The following is a 23,499-nucleotide window of genomic DNA, read 5'->3' as shown; positions in this document are numbered from 1 at the left end:
CCAGGTCTGCCCACAAGCCGCTTAAAATAATTTATTGACCAAGAAGAACGATCGTTCTACTGTTTGCGACATGAACGACATGACCAGCAGTGAAACCCGCGACATTATCCTGGATGTCACCGAAAAGTTGATCTACCGGCACGGCATCGCAGCCACCGGCATGGATCTGCTGGTGAAAACCGCCGGTGTCTCCAGGAAAAGCATTTACCGCTACTTCGCCAATAAGGACGAACTGGTGATCGCCGCCCTGCAACGTCGCGACGAACGTTGGCTGCAGTGGCTGCGCAGTGAGGTCGAGCAACACGCTGGCAGCGGCGCCCGCTTGCTTGGCGTATTCAGCGCGCTCAAGACCTGGTTTGGCTCCGCCGACTTTCGCGGCTGTGCCTTTATCAACACCAGCGGCGAGACCGGTAACCCGCAAGACCCGGTACGTTTGCTGGCCAGGGCACACAAACAGAAACTGTTCGAATACCTGCTTGAACTGTGTAACGCACATGGCACCCCGACCCCGGAACAACAGGCCGCGCAACTGCTGATCCTGGTCGATGGCGCCATTACCATCGCCTTGATAATGGGCGATGTCACCGCCGCTGATAATGCGCAATGCATGGCGCAATTGTTATTGGCACTTTGAAGTAACGACTAACATTCCAAAGGAGCAGTCAAATGACCGCTAATGCACACGTGCGTCCGCCCTTGCCGCCCTTTACCGAACAATCGGCCATTGAAAAGATCCGCCTCGCCGAAGACGGCTGGAACTCCCGCGACCCGCAGCGCGTGTCACTGGCCTACACCCTGGACACCCAGTGGCGTAACCGCGCCGAATTCGCCCACAACCGCGAACAAGCCAAGGACTTCCTCACCCGCAAATGGGCCCGGGAGCTGGACTACCGCTTGATCAAGGAATTGTGGGCCTTTACCGGTAACCGTATCGCCGTGCGTTATGCCTATGAATGGCACGACGATTCCGGCAACTGGTTCCGCTCCTACGGCAACGAGAACTGGGAGTTTGACCAGGACGGCCTGATGTCCAACCGACATGCGTGCATCAATGACATGCCGATCAAGGAAAGCGAACGCAAATTCTATTGGCCACTGGGGCGGCGCCCGGACGAGCATCCGGGACTGTCCGAGCTGGGGTTGTAGGAGACGGCTTGCCGGCGATGAGGCCAGCAAGAACATCTTGGGGTGTCAGGTAGCCAGCGTGAGCGTTAACGATCATCGCTGGCAAGCCAACTCCTACAATGACACTCGATCCTGCTTTAACCCCACCTGGTACAACACGCCATCAGCCTCATCCGTCAGCACATACAGGAAGCCATCCGGACCTTGGCGCACATCGCGGATGCGTGCCTTCAATTCGCCCAGCAGGCGTTCTTCGTGCACCACCTTGTCACCATCGATCTGCAAGCGGATCAGCTCCTGGCTGGCCAGCGCGCCGATAAACAGGTTGTGCTGCCAGGCCTTGAAGCGATCGGCGTCGTAGAACGCCATGCCACTGATGGCCGGTGACTTTTCCCACACATGATGGGGACCGACGGTGCCTTCGGCCGTCTTGCCTTGGGCCTCGGGAATCGGCAGCAAGGAATAGTTGATGCCGTGGGTCGCCAGTGGCCAGCCGTAGTTCTTGCCACGCTCGATGATGTTGATTTCATCGCCGCCGCGCGGGCCATGTTCATTTTCCCAAAGTGTGCCGGTCCAGGGATTGAGCGCCGCACCTTGTGGGTTGCGCTGGCCATAGGACCAGATCTCTGGCCTGGCCCCTGGCTGACCGACAAATGGGTTGTCATCCGGCACGCGGCCATCCGGGTAGATCCGCACGACCTTGCCTTGCAGTTTGTCCAGATCCTGGGCCGTGGGGCGATCATTGTTCTCGCCCAGGGTCACAAACAAGTAGCCATCCCGGTCAAACACCAGGCGCGAACCGAAGTGATTGCTGGTCGACAGCTTGGGCTCCTGACGCAGGATCACCTGGAAGTCCTTCAAGCCGCTCAAGTCCTCACTCAGGCGCCCACGTCCTACTACGGTGCCGGCCGTACCGCCCTTGCCGCCACCTTCGGCGTAGGACAAGTAGACCATACGGTCTTGCTTGAAATCAGGCGACAGCACCACATCCAGCAAACCACCCTGCCCCTTGGCCCACACTTGCGGCACACCACTGAGCGGCGCAGACAATTTGCCGTCAGCACTCACAAAGCGCAGCGCACCAGGGCGCTCGGTGACCAGGAAGCCCTGCTTGTCCGGCAAAAACGCCACCGCCCATGGATGGTCCAGGCCACTGACAATCGGGGTCGCGGTGATGCTGCCTTGTTCGCTGGGGAACTGCCGGGTATCGGCGGCAAACGCGGGAAACGCCGTTGCCAGGGCACTGGCACAGCAGGTCGCTAAAAAGGCTTGGCGTAGAAACATACCGTGGAATTCCTTTCGTTCAGGGCCGGCGATTGCCATTGGCATCTCGGGTCGGGGCTGAAGGTTGGGTGGCAGGACGGGCGGGAGTGGCATCACGCTGCGGATAGCGATTGCCGATGCCACCGTTTTCCAGGGTCGGCGGCCGAGGCACTGGCGCGGTATAGGTGCCGCGAGTGGCAGGCGTATTGGGCTGTGTACCCTGCATGCTGTTGGGATTGGCCCGTTTGATCGGGCTGTTGTATGGGTTGTTGTTGCCGGGCAGGTTCTGCGCCTGCGCCCCACCACTCAAGGCAAGGCCCAGGACCAGCACCAAAAGGCTGCGCGTGCGGCTGTTCATGACGAAGTTTCTCTGGGGCGAGGAATACCTGCATTCGATACCACGCTACGCGCTGGGTTCGGCTTTGGTAACTAAATAGTTTCCAGGCAGGTGTAACACGGCTTTTCCAACACCCCTGATGCAGCCCAGCTCCGTACTCGCCCTAGAAAGGACTGAACCTCAGATCAACACGAAAATCACTGCCAGGCCGGCGAAGATCGCCCACTTTTCCAGGTAGTAACGGGTGCGGTTACGTTTTTTCAGTTCCTTGCCCCGCAGGCGGATCTTGTACAGGCGGGTAAAGGCACGGTTCAGCCCACCGGTCTTGTCCCCGGCATCATTGGGCGAGCCGGCGGCTGCCATGACGTTGCGGCTGAACCAGCGATTGAACGCCGCCGCCCAGCGATACTTCATCGGCCGTTCAATATCGCAGAACAATATGATGCGGTTCTGCGCCGTGGTGTTTTCGGCATAGTGGATGTACGTCTCATCGAACATCACCGCCTCGCCGTCACGCCAGTAATAGTTCTCACCGTCCACATTGATGTAGCAGCCCGGATCGTTGGGTGTATCCAACCCCAGGTGGTAGCGATAGGAGCCGGCATAAGGGTCACGATGGCGGACCAACTTGGAGCCTGGCGGCAGTTCGGCAAACATTGCGGCCTTGATCGAACCGATACTTTGCACCAGCTCGGTGGTGCGCGGGCACAGCTTCATGGCCGACGGATGACTGTCGCCGTACCACTTGAGGTAGAAACGCTTCCAGCCCGATTTGAAAAACGAGTTGAAGCCCACATCGTTGTATTGGTCTGAACGCTTGATCTCCCCGGCCCGCATCAGGTTCTGGCCTTCCTCGCGGATCTCCTGCCAATGCGCCTGCAGTGGGCTCAGGTCGGGAAAGTCGCTGGGCGAAAGGTACGGGCGGGCAGGCAACTTGGAGAACAGGTAGAGGAAACAATTGACCGGTGCGAGAAAGGTCGAGTGGTCGCTTAATTGACGGCCCAGCTTATGTCGCACCCGGCCACGCAGGTGTACATACGCAATGGAGACAACGTAGAGAGCAACAATGATGAGTTTCACGGGAATTCGTCACATGTCAGAAGAGTACAGGCTGCTCCTCCAGGCCTGGCCAGGGAGGGAAAATGCAGCACCTGAAATCACAATTCATTAACAGGCCCACGAGTGTCTTGGAGACCATTCGGATAGTGGCCAATGGCAGTTAATTTAGCCACAGTTTGTAACCAAAAGTTAACTAAGAATTGTGAAAAGGTGTCTTCCAACTGTGTAGCCGCGCCACCTCGAAAGTGCGGTGGCGGGTATGCCGGGCTGCGACGCAGCCCGGGAAAGGAGTGGTCTGCCTCAGCCCAGTGGCTGGTCATCCTTGCGTTCACGCCGGCTAAAACGGTCATCGTCCAGGGCGGAATATGCGACTGTCTTGCGGTGCGTCAGGATCAGATGGCGAGCCAGCGCAATGAATATCCCCAGCAGCAAACCACCCACCAGGCTCAACGCAACCACCAGGACTTTCTTCGGTTTGACCGGGCTCAGCGGCTCCTGGGCACGCCGGTCAATCGTCACCAGTTTCAAGGCGCTCATATCGATATTCAGGCCACGTAGACGCGCCACTTCAGCACGCAAGGGCTCGACATCCTGCAGGAAAATATCTTCATTGCCCCGCCGTTTCATGACTTCGACCTGGCGATTGACCTCCAGTAATTGCAGTTCCTTGCCGATTTCCGCCACGCGGTTGTTGGTGAAATCATCACTGGTACGCTGTTGCAGGGCCGTACGCTCGGCTTCCAGAGCGTCGGTGCCGAGGAAGTACAGTGGAATCTGCTGGTTGTTGACCTCGGTGCGCATCACCTGGCTGGAACCGCTGCGCCCTGCATCGGCCATGGACGAAGGTGTGGTCGGGTTCTTGATGCCCATGGACTTGGCAATCGAGATGGCTTCGTTCAACTCGGCCAGGCGGTTGGAGCGCTGCATTTTCATCTGCAGGCGCAAGCCACTGAGTTCATCTTCAAGCTGCGCGCGCTTGAGCTTGTCACCCTCCAGCAGCTTGGCGATTTTCGACTCCTTGTCGGTGTCGTAATTGGCGCGCGCCGCATCAATCTTGCCTTTGAGCTCGGTGAGGCGGTTGTTGACGATCACCTTGAGATCGGCGCCCACCTGCTCGCGCTCTGCGGCAATGGCATAGTCGACAAAACCGTTGAGTATCGCGACGCCGTCCATGTCCGAGGGATATTGCAGTTCGAGGCGAATATAGCTGCTCAGGGAGTCCGCTTTCTTCGCGTCAGGCAAAATCAGCTTGATCGAATTGCGGTTGAACGCTTCGAAATTCTGCTCAAGGCTGCGCCCCGGCTCCTGAAACGCCTGGAACAATGTCGGGTTGGCCTTGAAGAAGCTCAATCGCGCGTCGTACGAGTCCAGCTGTGCGCCCACTTTGGCCAGCGCGTCCGCCGGCGGCAACTTATAGACCTCGGAGCGGTTAAGCGCGTCCAACTCGTTGATGGCTGCTGGGCGCAGCACGCTGCTGACCTGGTACTCGCGGGGAGCAAACAATGCATAACCCACACCAACCAGGCCGGCAAAAAGGGTACAGCCGATTACTAGTTTCTTTTGTCGCCAGATCGCGTGGAACAGGTCAAATAAATCAATTTCGTCAGACACCAAGGGAGGTTGGACCTGGGGAGTTTTATTCAAAATGGAGACACCCTTCAAAAAGTGGACGCTGGCTGCCCACTACACGATAGACCTGAAGAACCAACTGAAAACACAGGGACAACGCCCCGGACATGGCTAATACGATACAAAGCAACGGTCATCCGACCATTCAGTCACTGAAAAAATCCCCACAGCATCAAGATTGTTTTCCTTCAGAAAGATTAATGTCATATACGGCATTGATCAGCGTAGACGACATATCGAGAAACATCGCTCTCACGATATGTCAGAATCGTTTTAAATATCTGCTGGCAAAGGAAAAAACCCGACAGGTGCACAACTTTAGGAAATTTCCTGCAAAGCCTTTTAACAAAGCTTGATAGGAAAGATTTCTTGCTGTTGACGGGCCCGCCATTCATGCCTCATCAAAAAAGGAGTTTTTGCATGCCATTGCCCCCTTCCCGCTCCACACCGTGCCCGACCGAACTGGATAGCCAGGCCCTGCAAGGCACCTGGGAGCAAATCGCCCTGGAAGACAGCGGCATCGCCAACCCACCGGATGAGCACAGTGCGCCCGGTGCGCTAACCACGATTGAGGGGGATCAATTCCGGGTCATGACCCTGGATGGCGAGGTATTACTGCAAGGGTGTTTTACCCTGGATGCCAGCACCACACCCAAAAGCATCACTTGGATCGACGCCATAGGGGCTGACGCCGGAAAGAGCCTACCCGCCAGCTACACCCTGGACGACGAGCACTTTGTATTTATCGCAGCAGATGAAGGCATGCCTCGGCCGACGCATTTCAGTACGACACCTGGGCAAACCATGCGCACCTTCGTGCGCAAATCTTGAGGGGCAGGTTTTTGCGACAGGATTTTCACAAAGTCTTCACTTCTGGCGCGATAGGTTAGACCCAACTCCTCAAGTGAATACCTTGGCCCGCCGCCCCAGCGGGCCTTTTTTTTGCCTTCAGGCCGAGCGCTTGATGGCTGTCAGCGTGTAGCACATCGGCAACTGCGCCGACTGGTTCTCGTACTGATCGTAGAGTTCTTCGCGATTGGAGTGGGGGTACTCCTGCAAATGGTTGATCTGCAACCCTGCCGCGATGGCCGCGCTGACAATCTCCCCAAGGGTGTATACAAACCAGTAGGACGCCGCGACTGCACTATTGCTCGCCCCCTCGTAGACAATCGCCTCATGCTGCACAAAAGGCTCGCGGCGAAAGTATGAGGTGACCGGTAGCATCGGATTGGCCGCTTCGGGGTCGAACACCTCCAGAAACGGATGGGTCTCGTAGATCACCAGCGTGCCCCCTTCTTTCAGGGTGCTGGCAACATGGCGCATGAACAGCGCGATATCCGGCATCCAGCTCAGTACGCCGATGGTGATCAGGGCGAGGTCAAACCGCCCTTGCAGGCGCTCGGGCAAATGATGAATATCGGCTTCGATAAACTCAGGCGAATGAGGTGAGCGGCTGGCCAACTGCGCCGCCTGTGCCAGAAACGCATCGGACTGATCGACCCCGACCACGCTATTGGCGCCAAGGCCATACAGCGAGAGGCTCTCACGACCGTTATTGCATCCCAGTTGCACCGCATCCCGCCCCTTGACCCCGACCTGTAGCAACAGCGCGGTCAGCGTGGGATCCAGGCAACTGAAGCCAGGCTCGCCAACAGCAGCCAGCAGGCTTTGCCAGTGATCGGTAGCTTTATGGAGTTCGGCGGATTCGTTCCAGGCCGCCTTGTTACTGGCGATAGCCTGTTGAGCAGACAGCGTGTCCATTGCGTCTCCAAACCATTGAACGTGCGCGACAGGATGGCAATGAGCGCCGTCAGAAAACAGAAGGTAGTTCGCCCCGCACCGATAGCCTCGCCATCCTTGAACCGGTAAAGAGCCATCACTGCAGGGCGAACGCTGAAAACTTAATCCACGGCCATTGGATGTTCAACTGTTATCAACCGTGTATCGGACAATCAATACAATTTCGATACAACTCGATGAATTTTGTAGAATTTATCGCCAAAACAGACAATCCGGGCACTTGTCGCCAACCGACACGCCTGCCTGTCATATAACTCACGCTTCACATATGCGACAATGCGCGCCAAATTCCAACATGCACCCCATATTTTCTGCTCGGCGACTGGGCTTCACGCCTTGATGTCGCTGTTGACGCATGCCCGTTGGCCCGGGCTCCGAATGGGTCCCGGCCCAAATAAGCGCACTCCAAGCTATTGATAGGTAAAGTAATTGATCTCCACAGCTAACATCACCATGCAGTTCGGCGCCAAGCCACTGTTTGAGAACGTCTCGGTCAAGTTCGGCGCCGGTAACCGTTATGGTTTGATCGGTGCCAACGGTTGCGGCAAGTCGACCTTCATGAAAATCCTCGGCGGCGACCTCGATCCGTCCGGCGGCCAGGTCATGCTGGAGCCAAACGTGCGCCTGGGCAAGCTGCGCCAGGATCAGTTTGCCTACGAAGAATTCAACGTGATCGACACCGTGATCATGGGTCACGAAGAGCTGTGGAAGGTCAAGGCCGAGCGCGATCGCATCTACTCGCTGCCAGAAATGAGTGAAGAAGACGGCATGGCCGTGGCCGAGCTGGAAACCGAGTTCGCTGAAATGGACGGCTACACCGCCGAATCCCGTGCCGGCGAATTGCTGCTGGGCCTGGGTATCGGCATCGAGCAGCATTTTGGCCCGATGAGCGAAGTATCTCCAGGCTGGAAGCTGCGCGTATTGCTGGCCCAGGCGCTGTTCTCGGATCCGGAAGTGTTGCTGCTCGACGAACCGACCAACCACCTGGACATCAACACCATCCGCTGGCTGGAAAACGTCCTGACCCAGCGTAACAGCCTGATGATCATCATCTCTCACGACCGTCACTTCCTGAACAGCGTGTGCACGCACATGGCTGACCTGGACTACGGCGAGTTGCGCCTGTTCCCAGGCAACTATGACGAGTACATGACCGTGGCGACCCAGTCCCGCGAGCAGTTGCTGTCGGACAACGCCAAGAAGAAGGCGCAGATCTCCGAACTGCAATCGTTCGTCAGCCGTTTCTCGGCCAACGCCTCGAAAGCCAAGCAGGCCACTTCCCGCGCCAAGGCGATCGACAAGATCCAACTGGCCGAGGTCAAGCCTTCGAGCCGTGTGAGCCCGTTCATCCGCTTCGAACAGACCAAGAAGCTGCACCGCCAGGCGGTCATCGTCGAGCGCATGGCCAAAGGCTTTGACGGCAAGACGCTGTTCAAGGACTTCAGCTTCCAGGTTGAAGCCGGCGAGCGCGTGGCAATCATCGGCCCGAACGGTATCGGCAAGACCACCCTGCTGCGCACCCTGGTCAACGAACTGACCCCGGATGCCGGTAGTGTGAAATGGACCGACGCGGCTGAGCTGGGCTACTACGCCCAGGACCACGCTCACGACTTCGAAGATGACGTCACGCTGTTCGACTGGATGGGCCAGTGGGCCCAGGGCGAACAAGTGATCCGTGGCACCCTGGGGCGCATGCTGTTCTCCAACGACGAGATCCTCAAGTCGGTCAAGGTCATCTCAGGTGGCGAACAAGGCCGCATGCTGTTCGGCAAGCTGATCCTGCAAAAGCCCAACGTGCTGGTCATGGACGAACCGACCAACCACTTGGACATGGAATCCATCGAAGCGCTGAACCTGGCGCTGGAGAACTACCCGGGCACGCTGATCTTCGTCAGCCACGACCGTGAGTTCGTATCGTCCCTGGCCACCCGTATCATCGAGCTGAGCCCAAGCGGCGTGATCGACTTCAGCGGCACCTATGACGACTACCTGCGTAGCCAGGGGGTGGTGTTTTAAGGGCAGCCAATAGCGGTTAGCCCCAAGCAGCAAGTAAAAGCCCCGCCAGCAGTGACGGGGCTTTTTAGATTTACGGTAATTAGGCTATCAACGGATCGTTAGCCTGCTTCCTTTTCTCCCCAGCCCTTGCCATGATGCCTTTACCGCCCTGCCGCGAATAAGCCTCCATGCCTGCCGCTCCCAGCTCCCTGTCGATCACCCTGCAGATCGTCTCCATCGTCTTCTATACCTTTATTGCTTTCATCTGCATCGGCCTGCCGATTGCGGTGATTCCCGGCTACGTCCACGAACAGTTGGGCTTCAGCGCCGTCGTGGCGGGTGTGACGATCGGTTCGCAGTACCTGGCCACCCTCCTCAGCCGCCCCATGGCCGGGCGCATGTCGGACAACGTCGGCACCAAGCGCGCAATCGTGCTCGGCTTGAGCGGCATCCTGCTCAGCGGTGTCTTGACCTTTTTTGCCACTCTGCTGCAAAGCCTGCCCAGCCTGAGCCTGGGGGTTCTGATTGTCGGCCGCGTACTGCTCGGCGTGGCCCAGGGCTTGATCGGCGTGGGCACCATCAGTTGGTGCATGGGCCAGGTCGGCGCCGAGCACACCGCTCGCTCCATTTCGTGGAACGGTATTGCGTCCTATGGCGCCATCGCCATTGGCGCACCGCTGGGCGTGGTGATGGTTGCGCAATACGGCTACAACAGTCTCGGTATCGCCCTGGCGCTGCTGGCTGCGCTGGGCCTGGTGCTGATTCACAAAAAGCCCTCGGTGCCGGTGGTGCGCGGCGAGCGCCTGCCGTTCTGGGCGGTGTTCGGGCGAATTGCGCCGTTTGGCGCCAGCCTGTGCCTGGCCTCCATTGGCTATGGCACTTTGACCACCTTCATTACCTTGTTCTACCTCAGTCGCGGCTGGATCGGCGCCGCCTGGTGCCTGACGGTGTTTGGCATCTGCTTTATCCTGTCGCGCCTGCTGTTTATCTCCAGCATCAACCGCTTCGGCGGCTTTCGCGCAGCGATTGCCTGCATGACCCTGGAAACTGTCGGCCTGGTCCTGCTGTGGCTCGCACCGTCTCCCGCCATCGCCCTGATCGGCGCCGGCCTCACCGGCTTTGGCCTGTCCCTGGTGTATCCGGCATTGGGCGTCGAAGCCATCAAGCAGGTGCCCAACAGCAGCCGGGGCGCCGGGCTGAGTGCCTATGCGGTGTTTTTTGATCTGGCGCTGGCGATTGCCGGGCCATTGATGGGCGCGGTGGCGCTGAACCTGGGTTATTCGTGGATCTTCTTCTGTGCGGCCCTACTGTCCGTCACGGGCCTGGGCCTGACCTTGCTGTTGATGCGCCGGGCTTACTGATCGGCGGTCTGCATGCCGGCCCGCGAGTGCTGGCCGAGGGTGCGACTGAAAAACCGGCCAGCCTCGGAAATCAGGTCGCGGTGAATGCCCTCACGGTCCACCCCGTCGGCATCCGTACACAGCGCCGGCATCAGCGCCAGTTGCTCGTCATCACACGGAGCCATGAAGATAAAGTGCCCAGCCCCGGCCAACAGTTTGAAGTCCGGTGGCTGCGGCAGTTTGCGCGCCAGGGCGGCAGCGTTTTTATCCACGGCAACCAGCTTGTCGCCATCACCGCTGTAGAGCAGCACCGGGACATGCACGTCGCCCAGGGTGTGCCGACCAAACATCAGGCTCAGCGGTGCCATCAGCATCAACGCATGGATCCGTGGGTCGGACTGGGGTTGCAGGTCATCGCGGTCGACCACCAGCTCCCCCTTGGTCGTACAGGCATCACGGTCTTCGGGGCGCTCCTGGCAATAACGGCGCAAACGCTCGAAATCCGGCTTGGCCCCGGCCAGGATCAACGCCGTTTCCCCGCCCGCCGAATAGCCAATCACCCCCACCTGGTCCTCATTGACGAATGGCGACAGCATCGGGTCGCCAAGGGTCGCGGTAATCGCCGTGGAAATCTGGATCGGCCGCCCATACAGGTTGCTCAAGGTGCCCAGGCGGCTGTGGTCTTTGTAGTTGTCGCCCGGATGCAGCACCGCCACCACCACAAAACCCTTGCGCGCCAGCGACGTCGCCAGGTCATGCAGGGCCAGGGGCGTGCCGGTATTGCCGTGGGACAGCATCAACAGCGGAAAGCGGCCAATGGCGACCTTGGCGTCCTCCGTGGCGGCAACACGATACGCCCCCACCTGACTGGTATGTTCCTGGCCTGTGGATGGGTAAAAGGCGATGGCTTTCATCGGCTGCAAATCCAGCGGGTCGAGAAAGCTCATCCGGTGATAGCCCACACTCCAATGAGGGTGCGGCGCTACCGCAGCCTGCACTGAAACGAGGCCACCGAGCAGGGAAACCAGCAAGACTGCACAAAGACGCATCATGGGGATGTCCACCTGTGCTGCGTGATGCCTGGGAGTCGGCTCAGGCCCGGGCGGTGTGACTCTGCACTGCATAACCTGCGCCAGATTCGCCCGTTCAAAACAAAAAAACTCCGTATTCCGCTGGCTTTCAGGCCATCAGAATACAGAGTTTAGGCGTCTCGAATCAGATTGATAGCGAGCCGCAGTGAAATTTACAGCGTACTTACGCAGCGATAAACAGCTGCTCGCTGATCACGGTGTTGGCATCGTTCAGCGCCTTGCTGCGCACTTCGTCACCGTAGGCCAGGCCATGGGCGCGCACGAACTCTACGTCGGTGATACCGAGGAAACCCAGCAACACTTTCAAGTAGTCTTCGTGCGCCACACCGGTAGGTTGGCCGGCGTGCAGGCCGCCGGCAGTGGAAACCACGATGACTTTCTTGTTGCCGCACAGGCCTTCAGGGCCGGCTTCGGTGTAGCGGAACGTCTGGCCGGCGACGGCAATGCGGTCGATCCAGGCTTTGAGCTGGGTTGGGATGGTGAAGTTGTACATCGGCGCTGCGATGACCACCGCGTCAGCCGCCAGGAACTCAGCCAGGGTCGAGGCGCTCAGGTCGGCTTCGTGCTTCTGTACCGCATCACGCAGCTCGGCAGCGGTGCCCAGGGCGCCCAGGGTAATCCCGGAAAAGTGGTTGATCCCTTCGCTGGCCAAGTCGCGGTAGGTCACGTCCACACCCGGTTCGGCTGCTTGCCAGGCCTTGACCACTTCGCGGCTCAACTGACGGGACACCGAGTTGTCGCCCAAGATGCTGGAATCGATATGCAAGAGTTTCATGTGGGATCTCCAAGTGAGGACCGCCACCGGGCGATCTGATGGAGAGAATCCTACAGATCAATCCAATAGCCGATTAGCCGGTTAAAATGCGATAGTTCGTCCCACTGACAGGACAATAGGCCCAACATGCAAGACCTCAATGACCTCTACTATTTCGCCAAGGTGGTGGAAGCCGGCGGCTTCGCGGCGGCTGGCCGACTGCTGGGGATCCCCAAGTCACGGCTGTCGCGGCGTATTGCCGAACTGGAAGAACGCCTCGGCGCCCGCTTGTTGCAGCGCACCACCCGGCAATTGACCCTGACCGCCGTCGGCGAACGCTACCTGGGGCATTGCCAGGCGATGCTGCTGGAAGCGGAAATGGCCGACGAAGCCGTGGCCAACATGTCCAGCGAGCCTCGGGGCCGCCTGCGGGTCAGTTGCCCGGTGGGCCTGGCCCACGAAGTTTTACCGACCGTCGTAGCGCAATTCCTCGCGGCGCACCCGTTGGTGCAACTTGAAATGATGCTGGTCAATCGCCGCGTCGACCTGGTGGCCGAGGGCGTAGACGTGGCCCTGCGTGTACGCGAACTGGGGGATGAAGATCCGCTATTGGTAACCCGCCGCCTGCGCCAGGCCCAGACGGCCATGGTCGCCAGCCCCGAGTTTGTGCGTGAGCACCCGGTCAATTCCCCGGCCGACCTCAAGCAACTGCCCGTGCTCGGCGCACTGGAAGCCGATCGCATGGTCCACCTGCGCATGCTCGACCCAGCAGGCAATGCCACCGACCTGGTGCTGGAGGCGCGCCTGGGCATCGACGACTTCCTGGTGCGCAAGGCCAGCGCCCTCGCCGGCCTGGGCTTTACCGTGCTGCCAATGATGTATTGCGAGCAAGAGTTGGAAAGTGGCCAGTTGGTGCAACTGCTGCCTGAATGGTCATTGCCGGGTGGCTGGCTGCAAGCGGTGTACCCGCACCGGCGCGGCGTATCGCCAGCGATCCGTGCCTGGATCGACTTCCTGGCCCATGCCTTCAACAATTGTGGAGATCGACAGCTATGAGCACGCGGATCATGACCGAAGCCGACGTCGTCCAGTTCTGCCTGGGTTTGCCCGGCGCACGGGAAGATTACAAGTGGGGCGGCGTACGGGTGTTCTCAATTGCCGGCAACAAGATGTTCGCCTTGCAGAACCTGCGGGGCGATTCCCTGGCGTTCAAGGTCGACAAGGAACTGTTCCTCGGCCACGTGGACCGCCCGGGAATCCACCCTGCGCCGTACCTGGCGCGGGCGCAGTGGATCATCATGCAAGCGCCCTACCCGCTGGGCGGCGAGGAACTACGTGGTTTGTTGCAACGCTCCCACCAGTTGGTGGTGAGCAAACTGCCCAAGCGCACGCAGATCGGGCTGAGGCTGGAAGAATAAGGTTCCCTGTAGGAGCTGGCTTGCCAACTCCTACAAGGTTGGTTATCTAGAAGACTGACAGCAGCGTGCCGCCAAGAAACAACTGATCGATCCAGAACACCTGGTGCAGCAGCACGATCAGCCAGAACACCACCTGGTACGACACCTTACGCGTCTTGTGGCGAAACACCTGCTGGGCGATCAACGCACCCGGCCAGCCACCGGCCAGTTCCATGGCATGCAGGATCTTCTCCGGGGTGCGCCAACTGTCGCTCTGGGCCTTGCGCTTGTCGCTCCAGTACAGGCAAAACGTCACCACGCTGACCAGGCCATAGGCCGCCAGCGGGATCAGCGACACCCCGCGATACGCCAGCAGTGCCGCGCCAAACAGCGGCACGGCACACAACAGCACAAACACCAGGGCCTTGGATCGCAGATGCTGGATTGTGTTGCGAGGCATGTTCATCAAGCCTTGGCCGCCGCCCAGTCAATCCAGCCGAACTGCCAGGTGGCCAGGATCAGCAGACCGAATGCAATCCGATACCAGGCAAACACGGCGTAGCTGTGGCTGGCGATGAACTTGAGCAAACCGCGCACCGCAATCATCGCGAAAATGAACGAGACCACGAAGCCGACGGCAAACACCGGCAGGTCCGCAGGCTGGAATAGGTCACGGTACTTGTAGCCCGAATACACCGCCGCACCGACCATGGTCGGCATCGCCAGGAAGAACGAGAATTCGGTGGCCGTCTTGCGCGACAGGCCAAACAACAGGCCGCCAATAATGGTCGAGCCGGAACGCGAAGTACCCGGAATCATCGCCAGGCACTGGGCAAAGCCCACTTTCAAGGCGTCTTTCCAAGTGATGTCATCCACCGTTTCAGCATGGATTTCATGCTCGCGGCGCTCGGCCCACAACATGATCACACCGCCGATCACCAGCGCGGTGGCCACGGTGATCGGGTTGAACAGGTACTCGTGGATCAGGTCGGCGAAAATCACCCCCAACACCACCGCCGGCATGAACGCGATCAGCAGGTTGATGGTGAAGCGCTGCGCATTGCGCTGGGTCGGCAGGCCGGTCACCACGTCGAGGATCTTGCGTCGGAACTCCCAGACCACCGCCAGGATCGCACCCAGTTGAATGATGATGTTGAATGCCATGGCGCGTTCGCCACCGAAGTCGAGCAAGTCGGCGACGATGATCTGGTGCCCGGTACTGGAGATCGGCAAGAACTCCGTCAGCCCTTCGACAATGCCAAGTATCAGTGCCTGAAAGGCGGTCCAAAGATCCATTATTCCCCCAAAAGGTCATGCGACGGCATGCCTCGTTGATATTTTCTAGGTGTTCACTAACGATGAGCACGCTGCAAGGCCGCGCGCAGGTTCAAGGCTGAACTGCAGAATTTGTGTGAAAAATCAGGCAGGACTCAGGTTTTTTGATTCCGGGCCGAAAGCCTATCAGACAAGCCCGAATTGCGCTTCGCGTTATCACTGGCCGATCAATACAGCACTGACAATTATAAGAACGCGGAGTGACATGACTATGAATAGTTTGCGCAATATGTCGATCAGCCGGCGCCTCTGGATGATCCTGATAGTCGCCGTGTTGATGTTGCTGACCCTGGGTTTGCTGATGCTCAAGCAGATCCACGACGATCTCTACCAGGCCAAGAGCCAGCAGACCCAGCATGTGGTGCAGACCGCCAGCGGGATTCTGAATTTTTATCACGGCCTCGAAACCACCGGCGTGCTGACCCGCGAAGCCGCGCAGAAGCAGGCCCTGAGCGTGGTACGCGGCCTGCGCTACGACCAGGACGACTACTTCTGGATCAATGACCTGACGCCGGTAATGATCATGCACCCGGCCAACCCCAAGCTCGACGGCCAGAACCTCTCGGCTATCCGCGATCCGGACGGCTTTGCGGTGTTCAACGAATTTGTCACCCTGGCCAAGGCCAAGGGCGCCGGCATGGTCGACTACCGCTGGCCGAAACCCGGCGCGGATGCACCGGTAGCCAAGACCTCCTATATCCAGTTGTTCGAACCCTGGGGCTGGATCATTGGCTCCGGCGTCTACGTGGATGATGTGCAGGCGCAGTTCCGTGGCCAGGTGTGGCAAGCCTCCCTCGTCGGCCTGGGCATTGCACTGATCATGGCCCTGCTGGTGGTGCTGATTGCCCGCAGCATCGTGCGCCCGCTGCAGGAAGCGGTACACGCCATGGCCAATATCGCCAGCGGCGAAAGCGACCTGACCCGCAGCCTCGACACCCACGGCCAGGACGAAGTCACCCAACTGTCCCGGCACTTCAATACGTTCACCGCCAAACTGCGCCAGGTGGTCAGCCAGTTGCAGGTCTGCGCCAATGCCCTGGGCCAGTCATCTGCCGAACTGGGCAGCAACGCCAGCCAGGCCCATGACCGCAGCCAGCAGCAGTCCCAGCAGATGGAGTTGGTGGCCACCGCGATCAATGAGGTGACCTACGGCGTGCAGGACGTGGCCAAGAATGCCGAACACGCCGCCAGCGAAATGCGCGACGCCCAGACCCAGGCCGAACAGGGCCAGGTGAATATCGACGGCAGCCTGCAACAGATCGATGCACTGTCCGGCACCATCAGCCAGGCCGTGGATGTCATCCGCACCTTGTCCACCGAAAGCACACAGATTGGCGGCGTACTGGAGGTGATTCGCTCGATTGCCGACCAGACCAACCTGCTGGCCCTCAACGCCGCCATCGAGGCGGCCCGCGCCGGCGAACAGGGTCGCGGCTTTGCCGTGGTGGCCGACGAAGTACGCCTGCTGGCCCAGCGCACGCAGAAATCCACCGCCGAGATCCAGAGCATGATCGAACGCCTGCAAGGCCATTCCGAAGCCGCGGTCAAGGTCATCAGCGACAGTCACCAGGCTTCGCAACTGACCATCGAACAAGCCGGCCAGGCGGGCGCCAGCCTGACCGCCATTGGCCAGGCCCTGCGCAACCTCAACGGCCTCAACGCCTCGATTGCCAGCGCGACCCTGCAACAAGCCCATGTGGTGGAAGACATCAACCAGAACGTGACCCAGGCGGCCGGCCTGTCCCACAGCACCGCGCTGGCGGCACAGCAATCAAGCGTGGCCAGTGTGCATTTGAAGGACTTGAGCGAAGAGCTCAACGGCCTGCTGCGCCAATTCAAGGTCTAGATGCGGGCAAGCCCTGTAGGAGCGAGCTTGCTCGCGAAGAACTTGAAAGCGCCGCGCTTACCCTGCGAATACGCGTTATCGTTGACGTCCTTCGCGAGCAAGCTCGCTCCTACACAATGTCGCCAAAGCCGCCGCGGCCACAACAGGATTTTACCCGGGAGGTTGGGTACAATCGCCCTCCTCTTCGACTCTTCCAAGGAATCCCATGTCCGGGCTTGAACTGTTTGCCGCCGCGCTGGGGGTGATTGCCGTCTGGCTGACAGTCAAACAGAACCCGTGGTGCTGGCCAATCGGCCTGGTCATGGTGCTGCTGTACACCTGGGTGTTCTTCGAAGTGAAGCTGTATTCGGACATGCTGCTGCAAGTGGTCTATGCCGGCTTGCAAGTCTACGGCTGGTGGCAATGGACGCGCGCAGGTGAAGTACGGCAAGGGCGGCAGGTCACCAGCCTCGGCACCCCATCGATCCTCCTGAGCCTGGCCATTGGCGCAACCGGCAGCCTGTTGCTGGGCGCCGCCATGGCGCACTGGACCGATGCCGCACAACCCTGGCTGGATGCTGCGCTGACCGGCTTCAGCCTGGTGGCGCAAATGTGGATGGCGCAAAAACGCGTGCAATGCTGGGCGCTGTGGATCGTGGTTGACGTGATTTTTGTCGGCCTGTTTGTCTACAAAGGGCTGTACCTGACAGCGGCTCTCTATGCCTTGTTCACCGTGATAGCCGTGCAGGGCTGGCGGGAATGGCGTGCTGACCCGGCGCTGCGCACATGAAGGTGCTGGTGATGGCCGGCCCCGAGTCCAGCGGCAAAAGCTGGTTGGCCGAGCAGTTGCAGGCGCATTTCGGTGCGGTGCTGGTGGGGGAATACGTGCGGTATTTCATCGACCACTACCAGCGTGATACCACCCTGGCAGACATCCCCGAAATCGCCCGAGGCCAATTGGCCTGGGAGGATGCGGGCCGCGCCCAAGCGCCAGAGCTGTTGATCCTCGACACCAACCTGCTGACCAACAAGCTATGGAGCCTGACGCTGTTTGGTGATGCCCCCGCGTGGCTCGACGACGCGCTGCTGGCACGCCATTACGACCTGCATCTGCTGCTGTCGCCCGAAGGCATTGGCTGGACTGCCGATGGTCAGCGCTGCCAGCCGAACCTGGCTGACCGCCAAGCGTTCTTCCAGGTCAGCCGCGACTGGCTGGAACAGCATCACCAGCCGTACCGGGTGCTAGGGGGGGATTGGCAAGCGCGGCATGACCAGGCCTTTGCGGCGGTGACGCAACTGCTCGCCGAATAAATCCCCTACTCGCGGATCACCTGCCGTTGATACTGCGGATCAGCCTTGATCTGTTGTTCAGTAAACGGCAATGGGCTGAGTTTTTTCTCGGAGAAGGCCTGGGTCTGGTCCTTGAAGTGCGGTGACGCCGGGTCGCTGGACAGCGAGAACGCCAATACCCCTTCAGCCTTAGGCCCCTTGTCGTCAAACGTCACGATCTGCAAGTAACTGCTGCCACTGACCACTTCACGCTTGCCATCTGCCCTGGGCACGCTTTGCATCGCATTGTAGATCCCCAGTTCCTGCGGCCCGCCATGCATCGGGGTGTTGCCCGACACCTGGATATCGCCCCAATGAGCGCCGGCATTCAACCCCAGCTCGGTCACCTGTGCGACTGACGCCAGCATCGCTTCACGCAACGCCTTGGCCACCTCCGGCCGCTCGATGGCGAGCCCCCGTGGCGTGGTTTGCGCGCTGCGCGGGTCAAACGCGACACGCCATACATCCGGCACTTGCTGCATCTGCTCCAGTACGTGGATGAAGTGCACCAGGCCCAGGCCGCTGTCGAGATTGGCCTTCTGGTCCCAGTCCTTGAGGTGGGTACACAGGGTGTTCAAGGATGCATCCGTCTGTTGTGCGCAGAACTTGAGCAAGTCCGGCATTACCTGACCGGCCAGATACACCTGGTTGTCCAGCACCATGTGCTGCAGGTCAGCAATACTGATCGGCTGCTTGTCCAGGTCCTGCAAACGCTGCAAGGCAAAACGCGCACGCGCGCCCAGGGCAATCTGATCCTGGCTGATGAGCGGCGAGTAACCGGTCAACGGCGCCTTGGGGTTGGCCATCCAGGCCGAATCGTTGGAGTGCTGCACATAGTCCTTGCGCTCCAGTTGCGGCAGTTGGTCCGCCGGAAAAATCCCCGGCTGCGCCGCACGCGGGTCAATGTCCCAGGCGCAGGCACTGTGGGCACCGTCGAGCACGATCAGTTGCAGACCGGCACGCGGGTCACTGCATTGCTGCAGTTTTTTCGCACTGACGTTGGGCACCACCGACAGGTTCATATACAGGCTCTGCCCCTGGTCGTCCGCCGCCAGGGTGTTGACCCACGGAATGCCTTGCAGGGTGTGCACCGAGGCCTGCAAGTCCTTGAGGCTGCGGGCCTGGTTCATCGCGTACCACTGGTGCAGCACACGGTCGTTGCCCAGGTTGGCATCGCGCAGGCTGAAAGCGTATTGCCCGTTCCAGTCAAGCTTGCCCGGCCATTGCACCACCGGCCCGAACTGCGAGCTGTAGACCGTTTGAGTGTGAGGCTTAGCACCCTTGACCTGCACCGTTACCTGGGTTTTCTGCATGGGGATCGACTTGCCATCGAGCAGGTACCGGGTCGGGTCTTTCGGGTCAAGGGTCAAGCGGTACAAGGTGAAGTGCTTGGACGTATCGACCGTGTGCGTCCAGGCCACATGCTGGTTGAAACCAATGTTGACCACCGGCAGGCCCGGCAAGGCGGCGCCCATCACGTCCAACTGGCCAGGAATGGTCAGGTGCATCTGATAAAAGCGCATGCCGCCAATCCACGGGAAATGTGGGTTGGCCAACAACATGCCGCGCCCGTTGAACGAACGTTCACCACCCACCGCCACGGCGTTGCTGCCGCGATCCAGGGTGAAGCGTTGCTGATTCAACGTGGCGATATCAAACGCCCGTGCACGATCCTGCACCGCCACGCCAGGCTGGGGCGGCGCCGCCCCCGCCAACGCCTCGGCGAATTGCCCCACACCGCCTTCCACCAACAGCCGTCGGGTCAACTTCACCAGGTCTGCGGTATTGATCGGCCGCACCCAGGCGCCCTGGCACTGCATCGGCCGCCCCGTTGCCCCGCGCTCCTGAAGATAACGGTTGTACCCCGCCACATACCCCTCAAGACGCTGCTGTACCTGCGGGGTCTGCGCCTTCCAGAAAGCCGCCACAGCCCGAGGGGTGTTGAGCCAGGTAAAAAACACATCACTGGTCAAGTTGTTACGCTCTTCCAGGGTCGCCTGCTCGGCGCCGAAATAGCGGGCACGCTGACCATTGACCGTCACCACTTCGTTGGCCAGCAGGCACAGGTTGTCCTGCGCATAGGCATAGCCGATGCCATACCCCAGGCCACGCTCGTCGCTGGCACGGATATGCGGGATACCAAAAGCGGTGCGCCGGATATCAGCGCTCATCGCACCCGCCTGCACTTCGATCACCTGCCGGGCCGTCGCACACAGGCTCACCCCCAGCAACACACCCGCCACGCACACCCTGGACAACCCGTTGGAAATAATCACGAAGACCCCATCATCAAGCCAAATTAAACGCCCAAGGCGAAGCCGGCCTGCCAGCGCCAACCCACCGATAGAGACGTAAAAAATCGAAGAAATTTAGTCTGCGTGCCGATTATTTCCAGGCGCCAGGAATGTGACAGCGCTGTTACTGACAAAATTTATACACATTGGACTTCATGATTTGCGCCGCTCATACGTCTTATTACTTAGAGAGCACCATCATTTTCCTGATCAGGCTCTGATAAGGAGTTTTTGCATGTACAACCCGCAACTGCCCACGGACGGACATTCTATGGCCCACGACGCCGCTTTTGGCCCGGGTAACCAAGCCTTCGCCAAGGCACCCGAGCATCAAGGCAACCAACGCATCCGGCATTTGCTCAAGTGTTTTGGGTTGCGTACCAGCCTGATCCGGCTGAAGGTGATCGACGCCCTGCTCACCGCTGCCGACAACGGCCGCACGCTGGGCGTACGGGGTGTGCACAGCCATTTGCTGGAACTGGGCATCCCGTTATCGTTCTTGAGTGTGCGCGAGGTGCTCAAGCGCCTGTGCAGCGAGGGTGTGATCACCCTCAACAGCGACAAAAGCTACAGCCTGCATGAAGAGGCCGCCAAGGTACTGGCCGCCGGCGCCTGACTCAACGGCCAGGCTTGACCTTGCGACGCATGATGCCGTTGATCACTACCACGATTACCGCCACGGCAATGGCGATGTATTGGAACGTCTTCTCACTGATGGCGCCGGTGTTCTGCAAATAGGACAGGCCAAACATCGTACCGAGGACGACCAGCGAAATCAGAATCGAGTAAATCAAGCGTTGCTTCTGGGTCATGACGGGTTCCTGAAACCTGAAAATTGGGGCTCATATTACAGGCGATGAAACGCTTTGGCACCCGCGCACATGCCCTTGTAGGAGCGAGCTTGCTCGCGAAGAGCGTCAGAACATCGCGTTTTATCAGGCAGTACGCGTTATCGTTGACGTTTTTCGCGAGCAAGCTCGCTCCTACAAGGGGCAAGATCGGCAGGTTATTGGTCTTTGAATTCAGGCGCACGCTTGGCGACGAATGCTGCCATGCCTTCCTTCTGATCCTGGGTGGCAAAGGCTGCGTGGAACACCCGGCGTTCAAAGCGCACACCTTCCGACAGGCTGACCTCGAAGGCGCGGTTGACGCTTTCCTTGACCATCATGCTGATCGGCACCGATTTACTGGCGATCAGCGCAGCGACCTTCAGCGCCTCTTCCAGCAGTTCGTCCGACGGCACGATCCGCGCCACGATGCCGCAACGCTCGGCCTCCACCGCATCGATAAAGCGCCCGGTCAGGCACATTTCCATAGCCTTGGCCTTGCCTACCGCGCGGGTCAGGCGCTGGGTGCCGCCCATGCCCGGCAGCACGCCGAGGTTGACTTCCGGCTGGCCAAACTTGGCGTTGTCACCGGCCAGGATAAAGTCGCACATCAAGGCCAGCTCGCAACCGCCGCCCAGGGCAAAGCCGTTGACTGCGGCAATGATCGGCTTGCGTCGGTTAGCCACGCGATCACTGTCGCTGAACAGGTCGTCGAGGTAGATCTGCGGGTAGGTCAGCTCGGCCATTTCCTTGATATCGGCGCCTGCGGCAAAGGCTTTTTTCGAGCCGGTCAACACAATGCAGCCAATCTCGGGGTTGGCTTCCAGGCTGTCCAGGGCCTGGTTCACTTCACTGACCAGTTGCGCGTTCAAGGCATTCAGCGCTTGCGGGCGATTGAGGGTAATCAGCCCGACACGGCCTTGAACGTCGAGCAAAATGGTTTCGTAACTCATCGATCCGTTCCTCTTCAAAGATTGCGCGAAATGACCATGCGCTGAATATCACTGGTGCCTTCATAAATCTGGCAGACCCGCACGTCGCGGTAGATTCGCTCCAGCGGGAAGTCGCTCAGGTAACCGTATCCGCCCAGGGTTTGCAAGGCGGCAGAACAGACTTTCTCGGCCATTTCCGAGGCGAACAGCTTGGCCATGGACGCCTCCACCAGCGCAGGCCGACCACTGTCGCGCAGGGCCGCGGCGTAATGCACCATCTGCCGGGCCACGGCGATCTGGGTGGCCATGTCTGCCAGGCGAAACGCCACGGCCTGATGCTCGATCAGGGCCTTGCCAAAACTCTCACGCTCACGCGCGTAGTCACGAGCGGCTTCAAACGCCGCGCGGGCCATGCCCACCGATTGCGAGGCAATGCCCACGCGACCGCCCTCCAGATTGGCCAGGGCAATCCGGTACCCCTCGCCCTCTTCGCCCAGGCGGTTGGCCACTGGCACCTTCACATCCTCAAACAGAATCTGACAGGTATCGGATGCATGTTGGCCAAGCTTGTCCTCGACCCGCGCCACCGAGTAGCCCGGTGAATCGGTCGGCACGATAAACGCGCTGATCCCGCGCTTGCCGGCTGCCGGGTCCGTCACGGCAAACACAATCACCACCCCGGCGTTCTGCCCGGACGTGATGAACTGCTTGCAGCCATTGAGCACGTAGTGATCGCCCTCAAGGCGGGCCCGGGTTTTCAGGCTGCTGGCGTCAGACCCGGCCTGGGGCTCGGTCAGGGCGAATGCACCGAGCATTGCGCCGCTGGCCAGGGGCTTGAGGAACTGCTCTTTCTGCTGGTCATTGCCGAACTTGAGGATGGGCACGCAACCGACCGAGTTGTGCACGCTCATGATGGTCGAGCACGCGCCATCCCCCGCTGCGACTTCTTCCAGGGCCATGGCATAGGCCAGGTAACCGGTGTCGCAACCGCCCCACTGTTCCGGCACGAGCATGCCGAAAAAGCCCAGATCGGCCATTTCAGCAATGGCCTCCTTGGGAAAACGGTGCTCGCGGTCCCACTCGGCAGCGAACGGTTTCAGTCGTTCCTGGGCAAATTGCCGGGCCGCGTCGCTGATTTGCAGTTGTTCGTCATTGGGCAACATATCA

Annotated in this window: 24 protein-coding genes and 1 pseudogene; 12 read left to right on the top strand and 13 right to left on the bottom strand. The window is 59.7% G+C overall.

What is annotated here, in order from left to right:
* Nucleotides 1-70: 70 nt before the first annotated feature.
* Nucleotides 71-634 carry a TetR/AcrR family transcriptional regulator gene (locus KL786_RS23895; protein ID WP_215519190.1) on the top strand — a complete coding sequence of 188 codons (564 nt, stop codon included), beginning with the start codon at nucleotides 71-73 and terminating at the stop codon, nucleotides 632-634.
* Between the two features lie 32 nt (nucleotides 635-666).
* Entirely contained in the window at nucleotides 667-1,146 is a 480-nt protein-coding gene (locus KL786_RS23890) for a nuclear transport factor 2 family protein (RefSeq protein ID WP_215519189.1), read from the top strand.
* A gap of 93 nt (nucleotides 1,147-1,239) precedes the next feature.
* On the opposite strand, the gene KL786_RS23885 is transcribed toward KL786_RS23890, so the two are convergent.
* The 4 genes from KL786_RS23885 to KL786_RS23870 all read right to left on the bottom strand — a co-directional run bounded on the left by KL786_RS23885 (nucleotide 1,240) and on the right by KL786_RS23870 (nucleotide 5,428).
* On the bottom strand, nucleotides 1,240-2,409 hold the full coding sequence (locus KL786_RS23885; protein WP_215519188.1) for a PQQ-dependent sugar dehydrogenase: 1,170 nt from the start codon (nucleotides 2,407-2,409) through the stop codon (nucleotides 1,240-1,242).
* Between the two features lie 19 nt (nucleotides 2,410-2,428).
* The gene (locus KL786_RS23880; protein WP_215519187.1) at nucleotides 2,429-2,746 is read right to left on the bottom strand and encodes a hypothetical protein; all 318 of its coding nucleotides are present in this window, start codon (nucleotides 2,744-2,746) and stop codon (nucleotides 2,429-2,431) included.
* Nucleotides 2,747-2,905: 159 nt separating this feature from the next.
* A complete protein-coding gene (lpxO, locus tag KL786_RS23875) occupies nucleotides 2,906-3,805 on the bottom strand; it encodes a lipid A hydroxylase LpxO (RefSeq protein ID WP_032860500.1) in 900 nt (299 codons plus the stop codon).
* Between the two features lie 279 nt (nucleotides 3,806-4,084).
* Entirely contained in the window at nucleotides 4,085-5,428 is a 1,344-nt protein-coding gene (locus KL786_RS23870; protein ID WP_215519186.1) for a Wzz/FepE/Etk N-terminal domain-containing protein, read from the bottom strand.
* A gap of 405 nt (nucleotides 5,429-5,833) precedes the next feature.
* On the opposite strand from KL786_RS23870, the gene KL786_RS23865 reads away from it, so the two are divergent.
* A complete protein-coding gene (locus KL786_RS23865) occupies nucleotides 5,834-6,244 on the top strand; it encodes a TIGR03067 domain-containing protein (protein WP_215519185.1) in 411 nt (136 codons plus the stop codon).
* Nucleotides 6,245-6,361: 117 nt separating this feature from the next.
* Here KL786_RS23865 and KL786_RS23860 read toward each other — a convergent pair whose 3' ends face one another.
* The gene (locus KL786_RS23860) at nucleotides 6,362-7,174 is read right to left on the bottom strand and encodes a class I SAM-dependent methyltransferase (RefSeq protein ID WP_215519184.1); all 813 of its coding nucleotides are present in this window, start codon (nucleotides 7,172-7,174) and stop codon (nucleotides 6,362-6,364) included.
* Nucleotides 7,175-7,642: 468 nt separating this feature from the next.
* On the opposite strand from KL786_RS23860, the gene KL786_RS23855 reads away from it, so the two are divergent.
* Together KL786_RS23855 and KL786_RS23850 are read left to right on the top strand one after the other, a co-directional pair.
* Nucleotides 7,643-9,229, top strand: coding sequence for an ABC-F family ATPase (locus KL786_RS23855; protein ID WP_082445592.1), 1,587 nt, complete (start codon nucleotides 7,643-7,645; stop codon nucleotides 9,227-9,229).
* A 167-nt stretch (nucleotides 9,230-9,396) separates the two neighbouring features.
* Entirely contained in the window at nucleotides 9,397-10,569 is a 1,173-nt protein-coding gene (locus KL786_RS23850) for an MFS transporter (protein WP_215519183.1), read from the top strand.
* On the opposite strand, the gene KL786_RS23845 is transcribed toward KL786_RS23850, so the two are convergent.
* Together KL786_RS23845 and KL786_RS23840 are read right to left on the bottom strand one after the other, a co-directional pair.
* Nucleotides 10,563-11,600: an alpha/beta hydrolase family protein gene (locus KL786_RS23845; RefSeq protein WP_215519182.1), complete on the bottom strand. Its 1,038-nt coding sequence runs from the start codon at nucleotides 11,598-11,600 to the stop codon at nucleotides 10,563-10,565. The genes KL786_RS23850 and KL786_RS23845 overlap by 7 nt on opposite strands.
* Nucleotides 11,601-11,802: 202 nt before the next feature.
* Nucleotides 11,803-12,414, bottom strand: coding sequence for an FMN-dependent NADH-azoreductase (locus KL786_RS23840; RefSeq protein ID WP_215519181.1), 612 nt, complete (start codon nucleotides 12,412-12,414; stop codon nucleotides 11,803-11,805).
* Between the two features lie 126 nt (nucleotides 12,415-12,540).
* Between KL786_RS23840 and KL786_RS23835 the strand changes: the two genes are divergently transcribed.
* Together KL786_RS23835 and KL786_RS23830 are read left to right on the top strand one after the other, a co-directional pair.
* Nucleotides 12,541-13,449 (top strand): LysR substrate-binding domain-containing protein, encoded by a 909-nt coding sequence (locus tag KL786_RS23835; RefSeq protein WP_215519180.1) that lies wholly within the window; start codon nucleotides 12,541-12,543, stop codon nucleotides 13,447-13,449.
* An 11-nt stretch (nucleotides 13,450-13,460) separates the two neighbouring features.
* Nucleotides 13,461-13,811 carry an MmcQ/YjbR family DNA-binding protein gene (locus tag KL786_RS23830; protein WP_032860509.1) on the top strand — a complete coding sequence of 117 codons (351 nt, stop codon included), beginning with the start codon at nucleotides 13,461-13,463 and terminating at the stop codon, nucleotides 13,809-13,811.
* Nucleotides 13,812-13,857: 46 nt separating this feature from the next.
* Here the strand turns inward: KL786_RS23830 and KL786_RS23825 are convergent, their stop codons facing one another.
* Both KL786_RS23825 and KL786_RS23820 read right to left on the bottom strand, forming a co-directional pair.
* Nucleotides 13,858-14,250 carry a DUF1294 domain-containing protein gene (locus KL786_RS23825; RefSeq protein WP_050593368.1) on the bottom strand — a complete coding sequence of 131 codons (393 nt, stop codon included), beginning with the start codon at nucleotides 14,248-14,250 and terminating at the stop codon, nucleotides 13,858-13,860.
* Nucleotides 14,251-14,255: 5 nt separating this feature from the next.
* Complete coding sequence (locus tag KL786_RS23820) at nucleotides 14,256-15,086, bottom strand: undecaprenyl-diphosphate phosphatase (protein ID WP_215519179.1); 831 nt, start codon at nucleotides 15,084-15,086, stop codon at nucleotides 14,256-14,258.
* A 244-nt stretch (nucleotides 15,087-15,330) separates the two neighbouring features.
* On the opposite strand from KL786_RS23820, the pseudogene KL786_RS30180 reads away from it, so the two are divergent.
* The 4 genes and pseudogenes from KL786_RS30180 to KL786_RS23805 form a co-directional block, all read left to right on the top strand.
* Nucleotides 15,331-16,116: pseudogene (locus KL786_RS30180) on the top strand (cache domain-containing protein); the annotation flags it as partial.
* A 120-nt stretch (nucleotides 16,117-16,236) separates the two neighbouring features.
* Nucleotides 16,237-16,971 carry a methyl-accepting chemotaxis protein gene (locus KL786_RS30175; RefSeq protein ID WP_421527299.1) on the top strand — a complete coding sequence of 245 codons (735 nt, stop codon included), beginning with the start codon at nucleotides 16,237-16,239 and terminating at the stop codon, nucleotides 16,969-16,971.
* 205 nt (nucleotides 16,972-17,176) lie between these two features.
* On the top strand, nucleotides 17,177-17,740 hold the full coding sequence (pnuC, locus tag KL786_RS23810) for a nicotinamide riboside transporter PnuC (protein ID WP_032860515.1): 564 nt from the start codon (nucleotides 17,177-17,179) through the stop codon (nucleotides 17,738-17,740).
* Complete coding sequence (locus KL786_RS23805; RefSeq protein ID WP_215519178.1) at nucleotides 17,737-18,261, top strand: AAA family ATPase; 525 nt, start codon at nucleotides 17,737-17,739, stop codon at nucleotides 18,259-18,261. Before pnuC ends, KL786_RS23805 begins: the two co-directional genes overlap by 4 nt.
* A gap of 5 nt (nucleotides 18,262-18,266) precedes the next feature.
* On the opposite strand, the gene pvdQ is transcribed toward KL786_RS23805, so the two are convergent.
* Complete coding sequence (gene pvdQ / locus KL786_RS23800; protein ID WP_215519177.1) at nucleotides 18,267-20,555, bottom strand: bifunctional acylase PvdQ; 2,289 nt, start codon at nucleotides 20,553-20,555, stop codon at nucleotides 18,267-18,269.
* 253 nt (nucleotides 20,556-20,808) lie between these two features.
* Here pvdQ and KL786_RS23795 point away from each other — a divergent pair, with 253 nt between their 5' ends.
* Nucleotides 20,809-21,189, top strand: coding sequence for a fe2+ zn2+ uptake regulation protein (locus KL786_RS23795; protein ID WP_154842175.1), 381 nt, complete (start codon nucleotides 20,809-20,811; stop codon nucleotides 21,187-21,189).
* 1 nt (nucleotide 21,190) lies between these two features.
* Here the strand turns inward: KL786_RS23795 and KL786_RS23790 are convergent, their stop codons facing one another.
* The 3 genes from KL786_RS23790 to KL786_RS23780 all read right to left on the bottom strand — a co-directional run bounded on the left by KL786_RS23790 (nucleotide 21,191) and on the right by KL786_RS23780 (nucleotide 23,495).
* Nucleotides 21,191-21,385: a hypothetical protein gene (locus tag KL786_RS23790; RefSeq protein ID WP_032860524.1), complete on the bottom strand. Its 195-nt coding sequence runs from the start codon at nucleotides 21,383-21,385 to the stop codon at nucleotides 21,191-21,193.
* Nucleotides 21,386-21,579: 194 nt separating this feature from the next.
* A complete protein-coding gene (locus KL786_RS23785) occupies nucleotides 21,580-22,353 on the bottom strand; it encodes an enoyl-CoA hydratase (RefSeq protein WP_215519176.1) in 774 nt (257 codons plus the stop codon).
* Nucleotides 22,354-22,367: 14 nt separating this feature from the next.
* Nucleotides 22,368-23,495, bottom strand: coding sequence for an acyl-CoA dehydrogenase (locus KL786_RS23780; protein ID WP_215519175.1), 1,128 nt, complete (start codon nucleotides 23,493-23,495; stop codon nucleotides 22,368-22,370).
* Nucleotides 23,496-23,499: the final 4 nt, after the last annotated feature.

Source organism: Pseudomonas sp. TAE6080 (genome assembly GCF_018732265.1).
Classification (GTDB): domain Bacteria; phylum Pseudomonadota; class Gammaproteobacteria; order Pseudomonadales; family Pseudomonadaceae; genus Aquipseudomonas; species Aquipseudomonas brenneri.
The sequence above is the reverse complement of the archived record's forward strand: the minus strand, read 5'-3'. Positions and strand labels throughout refer to the sequence as shown.